The sequence below is a fragment of the Aestuariimicrobium sp. T2.26MG-19.2B genome (assembly GCF_950101875.1).
Taxonomy (GTDB): domain Bacteria; phylum Actinomycetota; class Actinomycetes; order Propionibacteriales; family Propionibacteriaceae; genus Aestuariimicrobium; species Aestuariimicrobium kwangyangense.
Map to the genome: position 1 here is coordinate 36,825 of NZ_CATNLW010000003.1, position 20,268 is coordinate 57,092.

14 protein-coding genes are annotated in these 20,268 nt (G+C 62.5%); 6 read left to right on the forward strand and 8 right to left on the reverse strand.

What is annotated here, in order from left to right:
- Nucleotides 1–13 precede the first annotated feature (13 nt).
- Both QQZ11_RS13425 and QQZ11_RS13430 read left to right on the forward strand, forming a co-directional pair.
- The gene (locus QQZ11_RS13425; protein ID WP_284550829.1) at nt 14–244 is read left to right on the forward strand and encodes a hypothetical protein; all 231 of its coding nucleotides are present in this window, start codon (nt 14–16) and stop codon (nt 242–244) included.
- Nucleotides 241–2,046 carry a sigma-70 family RNA polymerase sigma factor gene (locus tag QQZ11_RS13430; RefSeq protein WP_284550830.1) on the forward strand — a complete coding sequence of 602 codons (1,806 nt, stop codon included), beginning with the start codon at nt 241–243 and terminating at the stop codon, nt 2,044–2,046. The genes QQZ11_RS13425 and QQZ11_RS13430 overlap by 4 nt, the downstream gene beginning before the upstream one ends.
- Before the next feature lie 588 nt (nt 2,047–2,634).
- Here QQZ11_RS13430 and QQZ11_RS13700 read toward each other — a convergent pair.
- Nucleotides 2,635–2,916, reverse strand: a complete 282-nt coding sequence (locus QQZ11_RS13700) for a type IIL restriction-modification enzyme MmeI (protein ID WP_446698873.1) — start codon at nt 2,914–2,916, stop codon at nt 2,635–2,637.
- Nucleotides 2,917–3,271: 355 nt separating this feature from the next.
- Here QQZ11_RS13700 and QQZ11_RS13435 point away from each other — a divergent pair, with 355 nt between their 5' ends.
- Nucleotides 3,272–4,864, forward strand: coding sequence for a pentapeptide repeat-containing protein (locus tag QQZ11_RS13435; RefSeq protein WP_284550832.1), 1,593 nt, complete (start codon nt 3,272–3,274; stop codon nt 4,862–4,864).
- A 2,628-nt stretch (nt 4,865–7,492) separates the two neighbouring features.
- Here the strand turns inward: QQZ11_RS13435 and QQZ11_RS13440 are convergent.
- The gene (locus tag QQZ11_RS13440; RefSeq protein WP_284550833.1) at nt 7,493–8,296 is read right to left on the reverse strand and encodes a DUF6414 family protein; all 804 of its coding nucleotides are present in this window, start codon (nt 8,294–8,296) and stop codon (nt 7,493–7,495) included.
- A gap of 412 nt (nt 8,297–8,708) precedes the next feature.
- Between QQZ11_RS13440 and QQZ11_RS13445 the strand changes: the two genes are divergently transcribed.
- Nucleotides 8,709–10,061 carry a hypothetical protein gene (locus QQZ11_RS13445; protein WP_284550834.1) on the forward strand — a complete coding sequence of 451 codons (1,353 nt, stop codon included), beginning with the start codon at nt 8,709–8,711 and terminating at the stop codon, nt 10,059–10,061.
- Nucleotides 10,058–11,182 (forward strand): hypothetical protein, encoded by a 1,125-nt coding sequence (locus QQZ11_RS13450; protein ID WP_284550835.1) that lies wholly within the window; start codon nt 10,058–10,060, stop codon nt 11,180–11,182. Before QQZ11_RS13445 ends, QQZ11_RS13450 begins: the two co-directional genes overlap by 4 nt.
- A 142-nt stretch (nt 11,183–11,324) precedes the next feature.
- On the opposite strand, the gene QQZ11_RS13455 is transcribed toward QQZ11_RS13450, so the two are convergent.
- Complete coding sequence (locus QQZ11_RS13455) at nt 11,325–11,882, reverse strand: recombinase family protein (protein ID WP_284550851.1); 558 nt, start codon at nt 11,880–11,882, stop codon at nt 11,325–11,327.
- Nucleotides 11,883–12,373: 491 nt separating this feature from the next.
- Here QQZ11_RS13455 and QQZ11_RS13460 point away from each other — a divergent pair, with 491 nt between their 5' ends.
- A complete protein-coding gene (locus QQZ11_RS13460) occupies nt 12,374–12,982 on the forward strand; it encodes a hypothetical protein (protein ID WP_284550836.1) in 609 nt (202 codons plus the stop codon).
- Nucleotides 12,983–13,088: 106 nt separating this feature from the next.
- Here the strand turns inward: QQZ11_RS13460 and QQZ11_RS13465 are convergent, their stop codons facing one another.
- From QQZ11_RS13465 to QQZ11_RS13610, 5 genes are all read right to left on the reverse strand, one after another.
- On the reverse strand, nt 13,089–13,964 hold the full coding sequence (locus tag QQZ11_RS13465) for an ABC transporter permease (RefSeq protein ID WP_284550837.1): 876 nt from the start codon (nt 13,962–13,964) through the stop codon (nt 13,089–13,091).
- Nucleotides 13,957–14,793, reverse strand: a complete 837-nt coding sequence (locus tag QQZ11_RS13470; RefSeq protein WP_284550839.1) for an ABC transporter permease — start codon at nt 14,791–14,793, stop codon at nt 13,957–13,959. The genes QQZ11_RS13465 and QQZ11_RS13470 overlap by 8 nt, the downstream gene beginning before the upstream one ends.
- Nucleotides 14,790–15,782, reverse strand: a complete 993-nt coding sequence (locus QQZ11_RS13475; RefSeq protein ID WP_284550840.1) for an ABC transporter ATP-binding protein — start codon at nt 15,780–15,782, stop codon at nt 14,790–14,792. The genes QQZ11_RS13470 and QQZ11_RS13475 overlap by 4 nt, the downstream gene beginning before the upstream one ends.
- 543 nt (nt 15,783–16,325) lie before the next feature.
- A complete protein-coding gene (gene metG, locus QQZ11_RS13480) occupies nt 16,326–17,828 on the reverse strand; it encodes a methionine--tRNA ligase (RefSeq protein ID WP_284550841.1) in 1,503 nt (500 codons plus the stop codon).
- Nucleotides 17,829–18,130: 302 nt separating this feature from the next.
- Nucleotides 18,131–19,999, reverse strand: coding sequence for an alpha/beta hydrolase family protein (locus QQZ11_RS13610; RefSeq protein ID WP_342395087.1), 1,869 nt, complete (start codon nt 19,997–19,999; stop codon nt 18,131–18,133).
- Nucleotides 20,000–20,268 lie beyond the last annotated feature (269 nt).

Here is a 20,268-nt window from a genome sequence, read left to right on the forward strand (position 1 = left end):
TCACCGCGTAGCGATGACCGACGACCCGTTGGCACAGAACCGAGCAGCTGCTCACACCTTGGCCAATCTGGGACTCGAATCGCTCATCATCAGCGGGGGAACGTTCGAGACGATCCCCCTCAACGACCCGCGCACGGCACAACAGCTCATCGTCGACGCCTGGGCAGCGACGAGCGACTGGGCTCCCGTGGAGCCCAGCGAACAGGAGTTCCTGACCCGACTCTTCGATTTGGCTCACTCGTGAGCGTCGAGAAGTTCATCGCTCTCGCCCGCCAGCAAGGCTGGGATCCGGCCACCACCCAGGTAGGGGAGTGGGCCAGAGCAGCGAGCCTGCTCCGCTGTGACGATCCCGCCCTGGCCCTCACGGCACAGCTCGCGCGTACGTGGGCCGCCCCAATCGACTCACCCATCGTGACTGCGGCCCAGGAGCTCGGTGACCAGCTCCGGGCAGCACCGAACCCAGCGGTGGTCGAGCAAGCACACGCCGCACTGCACCAGTACACCCACTACGTGCTCCACGGCGCCGATCTTGAACCGAGTCGGCGCCTCCTCCTCGAGGTCATCGAGCAGAGGCTGAGCGCCCCACAGCCCACCTCTGAACTCCAAGCCGGACTCACCCAGTGGCGAGACCACCTGTCCGGGTCAACTGCCGGCGCATGGCATCCGTTGCTGGCCGCAGCCCTCGCCAACGCCCAGTCACTACTTCTGCAGGACGTGCGAGCCAGGCTTGACCAGGTCTCACTCCCCGATGACGCACCCGTCAGCCGCGAGCAGCTGAGCGAACTCATCGACCACTCCTTGCGAGACTGGAAGACCGCCGCCACACAGTGGCTGACCTCCCCAGGGACAAGACGACCCCTGCCCGATCAGAAGACGATGCTGCCCCTGCAGCTCGCCGCTCGAGGATTGCAGCAAACCCTCTCCCGCCAGCAACTCACTTCCGCCACTGACTACGTGAAGGATGCGCTAGCAACCAGCCTGGGAGGCAACCGGGCTGCCGCCGCGCTCATCGCCGCGGCGATGCCGGACGACCTCTACGCAGCCAGGGTGCTCACCTCCGCAGTACGACTCGAGGGCCCTGTCGCGCTTCTCCACGAGAACAGCGCACCCATCCACGAGACCATCAGCACCATAGAAAGTCGACCCTCTGAGCAGACCCTGTCACCGACACCGGCTGCTCTGGTCCATCAAGTCGCTGACGCCCGCCCAGTGCCGTCACCTAGTCCAGACACCACAACCCCGTCTCCCGAGGTGGACTCCTCGATCGCTGACCCAGACGAACTCCTGGAGCTGGTGCGGCGACGGGACGCCGGCGTCATAGCGGCCGCTGCACTCGCCGGCAACCCCCAGGCAGCAGCGCTGGCGAAGGATGCCTTGGCTGGGGAACTGGAGTGGCTGGCCAGCGATGGGCGCACCGCTGTGGCACGCATGGTCGCATCCATGACCGGCCTCGCCTACAAGATCGCCCAACGAGGCCCGTACGGAAACAGAGAGATCGAAGACACCGCCCACACCCTCCTGCTGGCAACCTTCACCGCAGCCCACACCTGGAGCCCCGACGGCGGCCGCACATGGCCAGGCTGGGCAGGACAACACATGACCTGGCGACTCTCACGAGTCATCAGCGACCACATCAAACATCAGGCAACAGAAGTACCAGATGGAGCGATATCCGCTGCCCACGACTACGCCGCGACCGTCGGCAGCCCAGTTCCTGTCGATCTCGACAGCATCGTGATCGTCCGAAAGGCCCTGGACTCGCTCACAGACGACCAGCGCCGCGACGTCTCAGCACGCCTCGGCCTGAACGGAGGCCATGGCCTGAGCGCCCGGGAGATCGCTGAACTCACAGGCACCACCCGCAAAAACGTCTACGCCAACCTCAACGCAGCCCTGGACACACTCCGACCCCTCATGGACACCTCGGCCATCCCGTCCCACGGATGGGCCCCACCCACTCGGAACAGACCGTCGATCGCCGACGACACACACCTGACGCCACCTGCGAGTGATCCCCAGAAGCGGCACACGCCCAGGCATCGCTAGATTCACATAGGGAAACGCCGACATAGCCGGGTCGAGGTTCTTGGACCTACGGTGCTCAGGAGTGTTCAAAGAACGTCGAACAGGGAGGCGAGCTGCCCACCGACGTCAGTGCCGTCCTCCTGCGTCCTGGTGGCGATGAACTGGTGGAACAGGTCTCGCTGCCACAGCCCTGCATCGTTCCGAATAGAAGGAACAGGAGTCTCGTCATGAGCACCGACGCGCGTTGCGACGAGTCGTCTTCATCATCCCAGTTCACGGGGTTCTCGATGCTGATGTCTCCGACGAGAGCCTCGAACAGGGCGCCCATGAGCCGCGCTGCATCCAGGGACGCCTCGGCTTCGTTCAGCTGGGCTTGGTATGAGGCCGGCGGCTCGTATCCTGGCGCCAGAAACAGAAGGGGCTCGAAGTTGTCTGGCAGGTCCTCCAAGCTGATCGTGAAGGTCCGCCCCTCATCGGTCGGCTCAGCTTTCCAGATCGGTGACCTGCAGTGTGGCGAAGTCGCACGTCATCACCCAGCGCGGCCACTCCGGCCGCTTGACGTCGCCACCCCAGAGGTAGTCGTAGGCCTGCTGTTCAGCGTTTGACTGCTCAGCTGGCCCAGGTCAAACGATCTTCCCAGCTGACTTGTGCTCGGCTAGCAGCCCCGGGGATGAAGAGGTCGATGTACCCAGTTGAGTCAGTGCTCGCCCTCCGCGCCGGCCTCTCGAACGCGCCGCCTCGTTCGCGGCGGGTCATGCCGAACGCCTCCAAGAGGTCGTTCCAGAACGACTGGGCTTCGGCCCGTTCGCGCGTCACCGATCGGTAGCTGTGGCGCAACCTCACCAAGTTCTCGTGGATCTGAAGACGAGACAGCGCCTTAACGTTCTCCATGGTCCGCAACAGCAGGGGCAATCAGCGCCCTGCTGCAGCACGCCAGCGAAGAGGGCCCCGGAACTCGAGAACGTCGACTGCGAACCCGCCGCTTTCCGCTCCTCGACTCCGAAGCCATACCCCTTCTCCCCTGCTAAATGGTAAGGGAGTCGCCAGACAGACAGTCACCCCAGTGACGATCGGATGAGGACCGGTGCTGGCTCTCCACAGCCTCTTCCCTTCTGAGACGAGCCGTTCGGCCCGAGCGGCAGGGCATGATTCGAGAATGACCACACCTGAGCAGCCTGCGCCACGGAACGAGAGTGGAGGCGAAGCCAGCGAAGGGCGGCGACGCCCTACCCAAGGATGGCACTTAGTGGTGGTGTTCGCGGTGATCCTCTTAGCGCTGATCGCCACCGTCTGGACTATGGGGTGGCTGCTCATCGGCCGGCCATGGTGGTTCAGGGCAGCGCAGCCGGTCGATGCGGACTCCCAGGTAATGCTGGACATCACTCGGATCGCGGTCACGGTTCTCGGTGTCATCGGGGTCGGGATCGGTAGCTACATCGGCTACCGGAGACAACTCCTGGGGGAACACGCCCACCAGCAAGAGCGACGGCGCGACCAAGCAGCAGCCGCTCGCGATGCCGCACTAGTGGAGCGGGATCGGCGCGACTACCGCCGGGCAGTCATCCTCGACCTGCGCGACCGCTACATCACCGCGGCCCAGCAACTCGGAGACCCCGCCCTCTCCGTTCGCCTAGCCGGGACCTACTCCATGGCCGGCGTCGCAGACTCATGGCTCACACTGGGTGACGAGTCCGGCGTCGACCACGACGGTCGACGACGCGAAGCGCAGGCCTGTCTCGACGTGCTCTCCGCCTACATTCGCTCCGATCAACCCAACCCAACCCGTGACGCCACAGACGACTCGACGACGGCACCTTGGGACGTCGAGATCCGCCAAACGATCATCGCGATCACGACCCAGCACTTGCAGGATGGTGCACCCACGCCTTGGCATGGACTCGCGCTGAACTACACCGGCGCACGATTCCACGGGTCCTTCAGGTTCCAAGGAGCAGCGTTCTCGGCCGGTGAGGTGTCGTTCGTCGGGGCGACGTTCTCGGGCGGCGAGGTGTTCTTCGTCGGGGCGACATTCTCGGGCGGCCGGGTGATCTTCGACGGGGCGACGTTCTCGGGCGGCCGGGTGATCTTCGGCGGGGCGACGTTCTCGGGCGGCGAGGTGTCGTTCGTCGGGGCGACATTCTCGGGCGGCCAGGTGTCCTTCGACGGGGCGACGTTCTCGGGCGGCCAGGTGTCCTTCGACGGGGCGACGTTCTCGGGTGGCCGGGTGGCCTTCGGCGAGGCGGAGTTCTCGGGCGGCCAGGTGATCTTCGACGGGGCGACATTCTCGAGCGGCTGGGTGTCGTTGGTCGGGGCGACGTTCTCGGGTGGCCGGGTGGCCTTCGGCGGGGCGACGTTCTCGGGCGGCCTGGTGTCGTTCTTCAGGGCGACGTTCTCGGGCGGCCAGGTGTCCTTCGACGAGGCGGAGTTCTCGGGCGGCCAGGTGTCCTTCGACGAGGCGGAGTTCTCGGGCGGCCAGGTGTCCTTCGACGAGGCGGAGTTCTCGGGCGGCTCGGTGATCTTCGACGGGGCGACATTCTCGGGCGGCTCGGTGATCTTCGACGGGGCGACATTCTCGAGCGGCTGGGTGATCTTCGACGGGGCGACATTCTCGGGTGGCGAGGTGTTCTTCGTCGGGGCGACATTCTCGGGTGGCGAGGTGTCGTTCAACGGGAGTCACCTGAGGCGTCGATGGCCTGGGTTGGAATCTGGGGAACCCGCCATGGGGTGCTCCCCCATGGTCATCAACTTGTGGGGCGCGACACCGCTGCAGTCAGTTCCCGGGTTCCTCGTCGAAGCGGCCAAGGACCTGGACCCGCCCACGCCATGGCCCAACCCGTGACTATCCGCCCAGTAACGATCGGTTTCGGATCGGCAGAGTGACTCGTCCTGGGATCCTCTGGTTCCTCGTGTCGTTCGGTACGAAACCCCCGCTCAGTACCTCCCCTGTACGGAAGGCATCACCGGAGGGCCCTTTCGGATTCCGGTGCGGACGAGGGGGAGAATCACGCGGTGAAGACGTGGGGCTATGTGCGGGTATGGACGCTGCACCAGGATCCATCGCCTCAGGTGGAGGCACTACGCCAGGCTGGCGTGTCCGGGGAGCACCTGGTGGTGGAACGGATGTCGGGGGCAACCAAGGGATCGGCCCGGCCTGTCGCGCCTCCTCGAGCAAGCACGCCCCGGCGATGTGTCCACGACGTGGTACAGAGCCACGCGCAGCTGCACGGATACCCCCGGGGGTATGACCGATAAGTTTTATTATGTCAGCGTGGCTGGCTGAGCTCGCTCGTCACGGCCGCTCTAGCTGATCGCACACGTGGGGGAATTTATCGCCCCAGGCAAGACAACCTCGACGCCGCGCTGGTGTGACCAAGTCCTCACTACTCACCCGGCGCCCCCAACGCTGATCGACGAACTGGTGGACAGCGAGCGCATCGACACCTCGCGCATCCACGTGCTGGGGTGCTCGAACCCACGACCGGGTCCAACTGCCTCACCGCAACTGTTGATCTCCGGCCCGGCAAGATTCCATTCCTAATTCCAAGCGCAACCCATTGCGGTGCTCACGCCAGCGGTTGAGTTCCCGCAATATGCGCGAGCTGAGGCGTATGCCGGTTGCTGAGTCGTGAAAACCATGTTGGCGTAAGCGAAGTAAAACCTAGGACCCGTGGTCACCATGTTGGCGTTCTTGATCTCTACGTATGCGCCAGCGGAAGCAACCGAAGTAATTGCCTTGGCAGATCGAAGGTTCTTGAGTGAGGTCGAATATGCAGTGCCAGGTGAGACAGGGCCACAATAGTAGACAGTGCCCAGCATTGAACTATTCGACACACCTCCACACCAGTCCGCTTCCGCCTGGGCGTGGGCGCGCGCAGGAATCGCCGCTCCGGACAGTGTAAGTGCGATGGTTATTGCGGCTACGCGGAGCCAATTGTTCATGTGATATGTTCTCCTGTGCTTGGTGGCGGAATCTAGGAGCACTGTGGCTGAATGGTGGAGCCGTCTTCATCCATGAGCGCTGAGGGCAACTGTCGCATAGTTTTCCCGCGGTCGTCGATGACAGTAACAGTGAACCTACCAGCTGGTGGCGAGTCGATGACGGCAATGTTATTGCTGAACGCACACTTCAGAGTTGGACGTCCAGGCAATGTGAGTTCGACGTAGGAGGCCCATGCGGGACCAAATGCCACGAGTTGGCTGCGGCCAAGTACCTTGTGATCAGCATCCGGGTCTGTGTCGACCTCAATGGTCAGCCCTGAGTCTTCGACGCCCGCCTGCCCTCTAGGACAGGCAGCGGTCGACCGTTGGGTTGCCAGCGTGTACTGCAGGAAGCAGATCGTGTTGTCAGACTTGCGTGCGAGGTACACGTTACCCATCCTGGTGGATCGCAACCATCTCCAGTCAGTGATGGACACGCCCTTTGGCAAGCTGTCCGCGACGGCGGCCAATGACGCCTCCGGAGGCTTGTCCCCGATGCGTTGAGGGCGTTCCAGAATCGGGAAGGCCTTAACCGTTTGATCTGTCGGAGTGACCGACGCCGGGAGTGGTTGACGAGTGGTGCACGAGCCAGCACCTATCGCGAGTGCGACCGCGACTGCAACCGCTGAGTAGCCTCGAACCGTCTTCATTTGACTCCTGTGAGGAGACATCCCTAGCGAGAGCCCCGGATGTCAATCGACTGGGCTGGGCTGGGGAGGACCCAGAAGCCCATGAGAGGGGCGTCACAAGTGCCTGTGACGATACTGCTGACAGCATCCCACCATGGGTCTGGGGCCACTTCGTGAGTGCCGTGCTGGCACATATGGACCTATGTTCCGCGGGGCTGCCTTGGGGGCGTCATTCACTAGCGCCAGTCGTCGATGCCGGGATCCAGACCCGTAGCAGCCAGCCAACGTCACGACAGCAGAGATCCGCGGCTACATGACTGAAGATGTTGCCCCCGCCCCCCAAGCAGGGACCACTCCCCTGAAGCAGAACGAGTGGCGCGACCAAACCCAGCCGGAGCCAGCACGGGCATCGGCCGGTTCAGGACTCACCCGCTATCCGCCTCAGCAAGTTCGCAAGCGAGATCACCGCGTCGGTGGTGATCCCCGCTCGCATGCTGTCTGCGCTAGGCGGGTGCTTGACCTTGTCGGCCGGAGCGGAGGCCCCTTGGCCAGCCCGCGGACCGTGGCCAGCGCGACGTCGTCGTCAAGGTCCACACCGACAGTGGCAAGACTGTGCTCGGCCTGCTCATCGCCAGGAGTTCGCTGGCCGAAGGCAAGGGCCCGCTTGCCTACCTCGTGCCCCACAAGTACCTGGTCGACCAGGGCGGAGTGTCTTGCGGGCTGGGCTGATGCGTTCATCCTCGCTGCCCTCGACCCGGTCTCTCCAAGCATTCCTGACACTAGATGGCTGCTGCAACTGATCCGGTGCGCCAACGCAGCCAATGGATAAGCTTCCGACCCCGCTCTTCTGGCCCTCTGCCTCACGTATGGATCACCAAATAGTCCAACACCATGAGCGGCCCCTTCAGGAAATGCTCCTGGGCCTCCTCCGATGCCGGGCCACGCCGCTCTCGCTCGCGCTTGTCTGCACGCGAACCAAGGTTTTGACCTGGCAACGACATGAGTGGATACCAGCGATCCGCCTTCACTATCTTTCGAATCTTGCCAATGATCTTCACCGCGCCGTCGAACTCTTGGTCCCCCGAGATCCATCTTGGCTCTAGGGAGCCAACCACTTTCCACTCAGTTTCATCGTCCTCCCCCACCACAACCGGCACCACGTCAAGGGTCTCCAAGAAGCTCGCCGCCGCGTCGATTTCCGCGAAATTTATGCCGTCGAGGTCCCCTAACCCTAAGACATCCGCCGCGGGCCGCAGCCTCTGCAATGCCCTCACTGCCTCACTGAAACCGCCCTTATTGAGCATTGCTCGAATGACATCCGGTACGAAGATCTCACAATCCCATTCGATTATGGACCCGATAGACGCCATTGGAAACTCGATGGCTGGCTGTAGAATCTCTATCCAATCGAGTTCATCCGACCTTTCATGCCCTGCTGCTATGAGGCGTTTGAGTCGGGCCAAATCGTGATCCGTAGTGTTGATTCTCCTCGCCGTCTGCGATCCACGACCTCCCTCTGCCCTCGCGACCTTAACGTCGACCCCCGCGCGGGCGTCGCGAACGGCAGTGACAGTCTCCTCTCCGGATTCGCGCACGCCATCCTCCAGGTTCGCCATGTACCGGAGAAGCGATTCACTATTCAAGTACTGCGGATTGATCAGCATGTCGCCATCATGTCACTGCGCCCCCTCATAACGACGCACCCAGACGGAGGTCCAAGGCTGTAGGGCTGGATCTATGCGAACCCGATGGAGCCACGCGCACTGATACCCCCGAGCGTATGGCCGAGATGCTCGATTATGTCACAGCGGCTCGGTCGCCCCCGTCACGTGGCCCGGATGTGAGCGCCTCCACCCCGCGTCGACGCACTCTTGACAACGCGGGCCCTTGGGTACCTTCCTGAATCTCCAGCTCCACATCGCCCACGTGGAGGCAGGGGTGGATTAGGCGGGCGAAGCATCACGTGCCCCCGCTCGAGATGACTTCTGGCTCGGGTACAGTCGTCGACAGAATGGGTGGCGCTGGTCGAGGCGTCCAGAGTACTCAAATGGGGGAACTATGAGAGTCGCTTGCATCGTGGCACGTGACAACGCAGACCTGGGAACCGTCGTTGAGATGAGAAAGTGGGAGCGGTATCTCCTCCGACTTGGTCATCAGGCCATTCGGATCACCGGTGATCCAGACGTGCAAGAGTCCCGCCGCCTTGGACGCGGCTCTTATCACGTGGTTCCTAGACTGTCACCGAGTCACCCCGAAACCCTCGCGACTCGCGCCCTGATTGCCGAGGGAGACCGACCTACCACTCAAGCATCCAAGGACGCCACTTGGCGAAGCATAAACGAGCGGCTTCGCAATGCTTCCGACGCGCTGCGACATGAGCTTGCCGCTGTTTTGGACCAAGTAAAGCCCGACGGCCTTCTCGTCGACGCCCTGCTCTCCTATCCAATCTCCCTTCCAGCAAACACGGCCATCCTCGAAGAAGCCACCGCGCGCAGTCTGAAACTCCTCTCGCGTTCACACAACTTCGTGTGGGACGGCGTAGCGGGGAGCTCGTCCTACTACAACTCTCTTGCCGGAACAACCCTCCCCCCGATCGACAAGGTCGTTCGACATTTAGTCCTGACAAAGGTCGCCTACGATGGTTTGGTGGCCAAGTTTCCACGCGCGAACGCCCACGTGGTCCCCAACCTGTTTGCCAAAGGTGTCGTCCCGACGGGACACCACGCCGCCGCGGTTCGCGAGGCTTCCGGCGTCAGCACTCGAGACCTCCTGGGATTACAGCCCACGCGCTGCATTCCGAGCAAGGGTGTGCATCTGGCCATACATGCACTACACGAACTGGGTCAACGCACGGGGCGCCGAGCGTTCCTCGGCTTGACTGCCTCGACACTTGGACTCGGTGGCAAGACCGCCCACAGCGTGGGCGCCCGGTACAGGGACGAACTTGACCGATTGGCCTCACGGCTCGGCGTGACGATCCTCGACCTGGGCCCCTTCGCGTCATGTCCAGACCCTGCAGGCCACTCAGGCACCTGCATCAACGATGCTTACCTCGCTTGCGACCTGGTCACCTACCTAGGGGTGTCGGAATCCTTCGGCAACCCGGTGATGGAGACATCATTGCTCCGTACGCCGATCTTGGTTTCGGACTATGCCGTTCTCCGAGAGCAGTTCCATGACCAAGGCTTTCGTTTCTTCACCGCGCCGGCGTTGGGAACGTCGTCGGTCACCTCGACCGATTGGCTCTTTGACATCAATCAGCACAATATTCCGACGGCAACCCTGGATGCTTTGGCGGCTGAGCTGGACGACTATTCCTGCACAACGCGAGCAATGACCAACCAAGCTCTCGCTGAACGACTGTACGGCGAGGACGACAGCGTCCTGATTGACCGGATCGCCCCACACTTTCGGTGGCTGGAGCAATGACTCCCGCACTCGACGGACAGTGGCCTAGATGGCTTCAGCCGTACACCTACTTTCGCGACACCCATGGGGTTATATCTTACTACCTCGGCGCGGGGATGGCGCCGTTGGCCGATGGCAGAGTGAGAGCAATTGCTGTCTATTTGCCTCTTGATACGGCTGGGCTGGCCGTCGGACAGCGCCTGCAGCCAGCCAGCATCGATCCACGGGACGGCATGGTTTACACCAAGACCGCCTACCAGGGGCGCACCTATGAGCATGCGCAGGCGTCGGGCGTGGCCAGTCCTGACATCCTCGCATGGCTGGAGGAGAACACAGTAGCCGACCTTGGCGGCATGTCGTTGGGCATCCTTCCTGAGGACATTGTCGAGATCTTCGACGGGCGCGAGGCTCTTCAGCGACTCCTCCACACTTCCGGAGATGATCCCACATCATTGTTCGCCGTCCAAGCGGACATTCTTACGGCGCTCCACTCAGCGGTCGACGCATTGGAACGCGCGGGCATCAGTCCCGAATCGTTGCGCCTCTACGGAAGCCTTGCGTGTGGGATTAGGCGAGTCATTGGCGGAGTCACTGATATCGACCTTGTGGTTGACGACCGATCCGCCAAAGCAGGAATCACGTCGATCTGCGCCGGCAACTCGGTCGTTGAAACAAAGATTCAAGGGTGGCTACGCCAAGACGCCAAGCGATTCGCCAACGCCGTACGGCGGGGAGAGACCTCCCAGTTTCATGTGGAGACACACAGCGGTGACCTGACGCAGATCGACATCAGGATCAGTGCCGGGTCCCCCCTATCTGATGTCTATCCTCGCCTGAGGACCTATCCATTCTTTGGATCAAGGATCGCCTCACGTGGCAGAATCATCGACGATACCGGGGGATTGTCGTTTCCACCGACGTTCATAGTCGCCTGTTTCGACGGCGTCATTCGCCGGGTTTGCTCCGATTACTATCAATGGATCGGAGCCGCCGCCACTGGAGATGAAGTAACGTTTCGGGGCACAAAGCTTGGCTCAGACACAGTCCTTCTTGGAGACACACCCGTTGACTATCTCGTGGTGGAGGAGCGGGCCAAGCCTTTAACGCCTTCTGGCGGATCCAGCGATCTACGCGCCGGTTGAGGCCGGACTGGATCACCCGCCGCAACGGCGGGCGACTTCCTGCTTCGACCCGCCGACTTCGTGGACTGCTAAAGGGTTCCAAGACAATCCAAAGATGGGCGTAGAGAACCCGGTGGCTTCGAGCCGCTACCCCTCCGAACCTTCATCGCGAGACCGCCGTTTGGTCGTAGCGTGTCAGGGCTCGGATGACCGATGAAGCGCCGACGCCGAGCTCGCGGGCGATAGCGCTGATGCTGTTGCCGGCATCGCGCAACTGCACCGCGGCGGTGACGCGTTCCTCGGTCATGACGGTGGGGCGTCCGTTGGCGCGGGCATGTTGAAGCCCGCGGCGGGTGTTCTCCCGAACGGTGTCCGCGCGTAGCTGGGCGAACACGGCGACGGTTCCGAACAATGCCCGACCCATCGGGGTCGTGGTGACGATGTCAGGTTCGGTCAGGCTCTTGATGTTGATCCCGCGGTGGTGCAGCTCAGAGATGGTCTCGATGGCCATCGTGGTTGTGCCGGCAACCCGGTCGAGCGCGCGGACCACGAGCGTGTCACCCTTGCGCAGGTAGTCGAGGCAGACCACCCACTGCGGACGATCCCGCAGCCGGCTCGATTCGCCGTGGTCGACGAACACTCGAACGGCACCCGCCGCATCAAGCTCCCGTTCCTGCGAGCCCGGCTCCTGGTCACCAGTAGACACACGGGCATACCCCACGATGGTCAACGTTTCCTCCCCGGGGCGAGGCAGCTGGAGGACCCGAGCACCGGGCAGACAGCCCCGGCGGTCGTCGCATGTCCTGGGTCGTCGGCGCTGGAAAGCCAACCTGATGGCGCCCTTGTGGATCGGGCATCGTCTCACCGGTCAGCCCAGGACTCGACCCTTCTTCCTTCTCACTGCCCGACCTCTGGAGCGTGGCAGCCCACCGGAGGCCGTGGGCCTTGACCTCCTCCAAGGCCTCGGCCCCGACCCCATAGCGGGCAACCTGCGCAGGCCGTAGCCGGACCGCGGACGCAAGCTGCTGAGCAAACATGCGGGTGTCGAAACCCGGGTCACGCTCGGCCGCCGCGGTGACCAGCTGCTCGTCACTGATCTCGGGCTGCGCCGCAGCGACGTCCCGGCTCTCTCCCCCGGGGTCGATCCACCTTCGGGGACTGGAGTTCTCAACCCGCGCCCATGCCGACCTGGGACGAAACGGTAAGCGGACCATGCTGTTCCGACCCGCCGGAACTCCTTCGCCGCAGGCCCGCGAGTACATCGCCCAAGGCGAGGCCGAGGGCGTCCACCAAGCGTACAAATGCCGAGTCCGGAAACAGTGGTGGCGCGTTCCCCTCGTCAGCCGAGCTGATCTGCTGCTCACCTACATGAACGCTGACACGCCTCGGCTGACCACCAAGACCGCTGGCGCCCTCCATCTGAACTCGGTCCACGGGGTCTACCTGACACCCGCTCATCGAGATCTGGCCCGCGAGCTGCTGCCTCTCGCCGCCCTCAACTCCGTCACCATGCTCGGTGCGGAGTTCACTGGCCGCGCCTACGGCGGGGGCCTGCTGAAGATGGAGCCGGGGGAGGCAGGCCTGTGGGCGATGCCCTCCCCCCGCATCGTGAAGCAGGCACGTGACGCTCTTATCGCTGTCAGGCCCCAAGTCGCTGGAAGGCTCCGGAATGGGGAGGTGCTGGAGGCCGCCAAGCTCGTCGACGATGCCCTCCTCATCCGGGCCGTCGGTATGCGACGACCAGATATCGCTGACATCCGCGCTGCGCGCCAAGCGCTCGCATCACACCGGGAAGCCAGGAGCCGCCGTGGAACGCGTTGATCACAGCCCCAGGGGGCCCCTAGGCCTGTGAACCGGCGCACAAGGGCCATCGTCCATGATGAGCCTCGTCTCCGTGTCGCATGCCCCAGCGCGGGGCCGTCGCCGGTTATTCTGTTCCGCCGCTTGGGCTGACGTACTTGTGGCTGCGGACGGTGAACACCCAGACGGACAGTGCGAACAGTCCGATGCCGAGCAGTGGGGAGATGTAGACCAGCGGATGCCAGATCGGCACCTCGGTGCTGCGGCCGAGCAGCACCGAGGTGGGCAGGTAACTCACAAAAGCGATTGGGAAGCCGAAGGTGAGCACCCAGACGCCGATCCGTCCGAAGATGGTCAGTGGGTAGCTGCCGAACTGGGTGAACAGCACGTCCGTGAAGATCGCGAACCCACCAGTCGAGGTGACGGTGAACGCGAACGAGGCTATGAAGGTCTGGATGGCCGTTTCGACCAGCCCGCCGGCGACGACGGCGAGCAACAGGTAGGCCACCTTAATCGGCGTCCAGTGCACCGGTGAGTACAGACTGAAACCGATCAGCGCGCAGACGCCTATCGCCCCGTCCCCGACGCTCATGATGGCGAACCGGCGGGTGATGACCTGGATGAACAGGTTCACCGGACGCAGCAGCACCCGATCGAAGTCCCCGAGCCGGATCATCCGGTCCACGCTGGACACCGGGTTGAATGGCATCACATACAGTGCATGGGCGGCCAGCCGGATTCCGAAGAGGAGCCCGATCTCATGGAAGTCCCAACCACCGATCAGGTCGAACCGCTCAAGCAGGATTGCGAGGAACGCGACCTGGATGCCCTGGTAAGTGACCCCGCCAAGCATGCCGACGAGGAAGTTGCCGCGGTACTGGCCCTGCGAGCGGATCGCCATCCGCTCCAACCGCCACCACGACCACAGCGTGTTCGGCAGGCGGCGGTGCTGCTTCCACCCGGAGGCCGCCAGCGTGAGTTGGGTCATGTTCTGTTCAGCCACCAAGGACCACCACCTTGTGCATGGCACGCTTCCAGACCAGCCAGCTCAACGCGATCATGAGCAGCACCCAGAACAGTTGGACGCTCAGGGCGCGGACGATGCCTGCGCCCTCGACCTGACCGAAGTAGATGCTCAGCGGCGAGAACATCTGCGCCTGGAAGGGCAGCCACTTCAGTGCTCCGGCCAGCCAGCCGGGCATGAACCAGAGCGGGATCAGCGCCCCGGAAGCCAAGGCGGTCCCAAGCCGGTAGAGCATCATGTAGCCGCCCACCTCCAGGCTCCAGAAGGTGATGAAGCTCATCAACAGGTTCATCAGCATCACCAGCACCACACCTAGGACGAGGCTGAGTGCGAACCAGATCACAGTGGCGCCGTGCGGGGGTAGGGTGAAGGCCCCGATCAGGGCCGCGGCGACCAGACCAACCATGGTGATCGGTAGCCGGGCGATCAGCGTTCCGGTGTTCTGCGCTAGGCATTGGCCGATCAGGCCGAGTGGACGGGTGATGTCGATTCCGATCTGCCCTCCGCGGACGCGGTCTGCCAGTGAGGAGAAGTTCCACGGCATCAGCGCGGTCTGCAGGCAGCCGGCGAGCACGGCGTAGTTCACCGACTGGGTGCGGCTGATCCCGTTGACACTGGAAGCCCCGCCGTAGACAGTGGTCCAGACCACCTTGAGCAGCCACACAGTGATGATCTGCGAGGCGAAAGAGATCAGCAGGTCGAGCCGGTACATCCAGACCGACCGGATCGCATTGCGGATGTAGGCACCGATCGCCGGGCCGGGTCTGGGGTCAAGCGCCGCCGGGGCCGGTGCGATCAGGGTGCTCATGCGGTCTTCCTGCTCCGAACCGCGGACTCGGCGTAGATCTGCGAAATCACGTCTGACAAGGGCGTGTCGGCCAGCGACAGGTCGGTCACCTCGAAGCGCTCGGTGACGGCACGCATCAGCGTGGGTGCCGACAGCGTCCGCGGGTCGAAGCGCAGCGCCACCAACCCGTCATCGCTGACCTCGGCGGTGGTGCCGTCCACCGTGATGGACGTCGGGTTGATACCGTCGGCCGGGGTCAGCTGCAGCACCCGTTCGGTGACATAGCGCCGCTTCAGTTCAGTCAGCGCACCGTCGAACAGCACCTGCCCATCATCGATGATGATGATCCGTTTGCACAGCGCCTCGATGTCCTCCATGTCGTGGGTGGTAAGCATGATCGTGGTGGCCAGCTGGTCATTGATCGCCGCGATAAACTCACGAATCGTGCGCTTGGCCACCACATCCAGCCCGACGGTGGGCTCGTCCAGGTAGAGGATCTCCGGCTCGTACAGCAGCGCCGCGACTAGGTCACCACGCATCCGCTGCCCCAACGACAGGAACCGCACCGGGGTGTCTAGGAACTCGGCCAGCCCGAGCAGTTCGGTGAGCTGGGCCAAGCGCTGCCCGTACACGTCCTGCGGCACGCCGTACAGGTCGCGGACTAATTCCAGCGAGTCACGCAGCGGCAGGTCGGTCCACAGCTGAGTGCGCTGACCGAACACCGCACCGATACGCAGCGCATTGGCCTTGCGGTCCTGCCATGGGACCACGCCGGCCACCTCGACCGTGCCCGAAGTCGGCACCAGAATTCCGGTCAGCATCTTGATCGTGGTCGACTTGCCCGCACCATTCGCGCCCAGGTAACCGATCAGCTCGCCGGCTTCGATGTCGAAACTAACGCCCTGCACCGCCTTCTTTATCACCCGCTCACGGGTGAACAAACGCCGGATCGTCGAGAAGCGTCCGGTTGGCTCCTTGGTTCGGACGAACTCCTTGCTCAGGTCGTGCACATGGATCAAGCTCACCCGGCCGACCCTAGCTGCTGCAGCGCGGGACGTTGGTGACGCGTGCCCGTGTTCTCGACACCGGGGGCCCTATGCAGGCCGTATGAGGTCCATGGCAGGTGTAATGGTTGAGGGGTTCGCCGCAACACCTGCCTCGTCGAGGGGCTGCCCCGTCAACAACGGCCTACCCCGCACCACCTAGCGTCTGAGAACTCACAAGGATCCCAAAGGCCACGCCCAGAGATACGTCCTCAAGGTCCGCGAGGTCGGCTCACACATCCCCTCCAGAACTCTCACCCTGCCGAAGAGCCTGTCGACGCGGTAATCACCATCGGATAGGCCTCGCCGCACCAACCTCAGCATGCTTCCCCGGCGCAGCGAGGTAGTCGAACTCAACTCCCACAGGCCTCAACCATAGGAACCGGCCACAGTGCGCCCGAGCAGGCTCACACGTGTCAAACCCCTTCGGTTGTGTATGGCGGGGTTCCGACGCTGGGTCTCTCGCTAGACTCGGCGACTCAGGGAATCCGAGATGGCGGCGGGGCAAGGTCAGGGCAGGCGCGCAAAGACCGGCTCGGGTGCCTCCACCCGGTTGCCCACGCCCAGTTGGCGGATCAGAATCGCCGCGCCTGTGGGGCAGAAGGGCGTCAGCTCCGTTGCGATGGTTCGGCATGCCCGCGCGACGGTGCTGAGCAGTCGGTGTGTCCGTCGCGGGTCAGCGTCGAGGGTTCTGACCTCCTTCCAAGGCTCTGCCGCGTTCAACAACTGGTTGGCAACATCCACACTGGCGATGAGGTGGCCCGTCGCCGACCGGAAGTCCGCCGTTTGGAGAGCGGTATCGATCTTCGAAGGCAGCTCAGCGCAAGCGGTCTCGAGCTCAAGGCTGCTCCACCTGGGCCCGGTCGCGGGCTTGTCGGCTGGGTGCAGCTGTCCGTTGTAATGCTTGTGCAGCAGGGTCAATGTCCGGTTGGCCAGGTTTCCGAGCCCGTTGGCCAAGTCGTTGTTGTACGCCTGAACCAATCGAGCGGTCGTGAATTCAGTGTCGCCGAGCAAGGGCACCTCTCGGGTCATCCACCACCGAAGTGCGTTGATCCCGAACTCGTCAATAAGCATGGTGGGGTCGACCACGTTGCCGGTGCTCTTGGAGAGCTTGGTCCCACCCGCATTGACGTAGTCGTGCACGTGGATGGTCGTGGGTAGCGGGCGCCCGGCCGAGAGGAGGAGTCCGATCCAGTAGACGGCGTGGAAACGTGTGATCCCCTTCCCGATGATGTGAACACGTTCTCCGTCGCCGCACCACCAGTACCTGTAGTCGTCGCCGTCCTGGTCGACGCCGAGTGCGGTGATGTAGTTGGTCAGAGCGTCCCACCACACGTAGATCACCTGGCTAGGGTCGCTAGGGACGGGGATGCCCCAACCGTCGGCGCGAGCACTTGGACGCGAGACGCTGAAGTCCTTCAGGCCGGCGTCGATGAGGGCCAGGACCTCGTTGCGCTTCTGAGGTGGATTGATGGTCAGCGCTTCCGACTCGATGACAGCCTTGATCTGACGTCCGTAGCGCGACAAGCGGAAGAACCAGTTGGTCTCGGTGACACGCTCCGGTGCTGTGCCGTGCTCGGGGCACAACCCGGCGGCCAGAGACTCTGCCTCGTAGAACTGCTCGCATCCGATGCAGTGGAGACCTTCGTACGTGTGCTGATAGAAGTCCCCAGAGTCCACGCATCGCTGCCAGAGAAACTCAACGCCGCGCCGGTGTCGGGTGTCGGATGACGTCCGGATGTAGTCATCACAGCTCAGCTCCAACCGTGTCTGGAGTACCTCGAACCGATCGGCAGCGCTAGCAACGTAGTCGGCGACCGGGATCCTGGCGTTACGCGCGGCGATGACGTTCTTCAGTGCGTTATCGTCCGTTCCAGACAGGAAGCGGACCGGATATCCACGAAGGCGTCTGTGACGTGCGAGCACGTCAGCCTGAACAAACTCCAGCGCATGCCCCAAGTGGGGAGCAGCATTCACGTACGGGATCGCGGTGGTGATGTAGTAAGGCCTCACTGCGGGACTCCTTCTGCGTCAGGTCGACAGGGAGGCCGCTCCTAGTAGAGCCCCACTGTCTGAGGGCTCGACTGGCTGAGAATCAGTGCGCTACGATCGCATCACCGGCGTCAGCCGGGGACCCCAACCCTCTTGATGTCGATGTGGATCGTGTAGCCGCGCCAGTGCGCCATTCAGGAGTAGCTCAGCGTGCTGCCTCCAACTGCCGTCAGCCGCGTACCCAATCAGCCAGATCACAAATGATAACGCCAGCGTCCAGCCAACCTCATTCATTCTTCACACTCAAACCGGCCCTCAACAAGTCATTTACCGATGGTGGCACGACCCCCTATTGCAGACGCAATAAATTCCTCGATAACAGAATACATGCGGGCACTGTCTCCAGCAGAGCCTAGGCCGTGCCCACCCTCATGACGGTACCCTTCGCACTCCCAGCCTCGCGCGGCCGCATCCTCCAGAAATCTATCAACATCAGTTACCGAGACACGCGCATCATCCGCACCACGCGCGATAAACATCGGACAGAAACTCTCCACACATTCATCCTTCACAAGGACTGCAGGAGAAATCTCCTCAAGACAACCTGGCTCGGCTTGCGCGTCACCTATGAAATAGGCTAACCGATACCTAATTGCACTCCATGAACGAGGCATTCCTTCCAACATACTAACGAGATTCACAGGCGGCGAGATCGCAACAGCAAACTTGACCTCTGGCCAGCACAGAGAACCCAGGATCGCAGCAAATCCGCCATACGACCACCCGAACAACCCGAATTCCTCAGACGTCACCCAGCCGCGTCGGCGACAATGCTCAACCGCGTCGATCAGATCAGTCTGCATTGCACGCCCCCATTGACGCACCCCCGCCTCCGACACCATACCGCCCACGCCAACCGACCCACGAAAGTTAACCTGGAGGCACGCAAAGCCCAAGTCGCACAGCCACTGACACTCCGCGTCATACGCCCACTCATTCCGCGCCCACGGACCACCGTGAATATTCACAACCAACCCTGATTCGCCGAGCTCCCCAGTCAAGTACCCGTTCATCGCCAGTCCGTCACGTGCAACGAACTCGAAACCTCGGCATCTCCACGGACGAACGACCGAAACAGAGCGCTGCGGCCTAAAGACAACGCTTTCCCCGTCAAGGCAAACGACGGCGATACTCGGCGCCTCCACGTCAGATAGAAAAAGGGCGGCATATCTTCCACTCGGCCCTAGGCTAAGGAGGCGAAAATCGACATCCCGCCCTAGATCACTCCGCACCAGCTCGCATAGTCTTCTTCCCTCCAACGAGCATGGGATCGTCGATGCGCGCGTTGCGTGTACTGTCACAGTCAGGGGCTCCTCAGCAGGGTTGAAGGCCATGTCAGAGAAGAACGCAAGTTCTTCCGTCTCAAACGCCGTCTCCACAGCCGCCCCATGATGCTCAACCACCGAGTGTCCCTTGACCGTTCTGGAGATCCAGAGGGTTCCGTCGCGACACACTCTCAGGACCTTCACATTCAACGCCTCAGGCGGCGGAACGTGAAGCGTCTCACCAACGCCGTCGCACGAGATCAAAACAGAGCCATCTTGCTGCTCGCGCACCCCTCCATGCACAACTCCTAGGTCGTCGACCAGCCACTGCGAATACCCGGCCTCATTATGCCAGGCCTCACACCACAAACCATTCGAGGTATCCAACTCGTACAGATGCTCAAGATCACCGTCCCCGCCCAACGCGCCAACGAGCACTGACCGCGACTCCCCGATCGCCCCGTAAATTCTAGTGCACACGAGAGAAGGGATACCAACAATCCTCGACTCCACGCCTTCTCCGAAATGAACGATGCACAGTCTGGGGCTGTCTCTCATTCCGGGGTCGCATCGCACAACCGCACTCGCATTACCCCGACATAGGGTGTATTCAGTCACGGCCTCGAGCGAGAAACGCTCGACTTCTTCGGGATGATCCAACGCTGCCTTCGCCAAGATCGAAACGCCAAGCGACGACTCAATCCAGAATATGGAGTCCCCACTCGAATCCAAAGAGGGACAGGACATCTGAGCTACCCGGAACCGGTGCATCCGGTCCATATCAACTCCTACAGAAGAACGAGTACACGGCATGGCCGAACACAGAGGACGACTCCGGAGCAAGAAGGCAGTCAACCTCCGCAACATCCAGAAGGCTAGCTTTCGGAGCACTCCTCTCTAATATGCTGTTGCTCGACACTGTCTGACCCGTGGTACCACTACTCATCCAAGCGAGTTCCCTGCAGTTCAGAGGACTTTCCCAGACGAACTCGGGGAACGAATGTCTCACACACCCTCCGGGCTGGATTGTGTAAGGGAAATCAGTCGTTGGAGGGACGCCAAGCCCGGCAACTAGTATCCTTCCCACAGGTCTGCATACCGCCAGGTGAAGAGCAGCGACAGCGAGGCACTCTGTC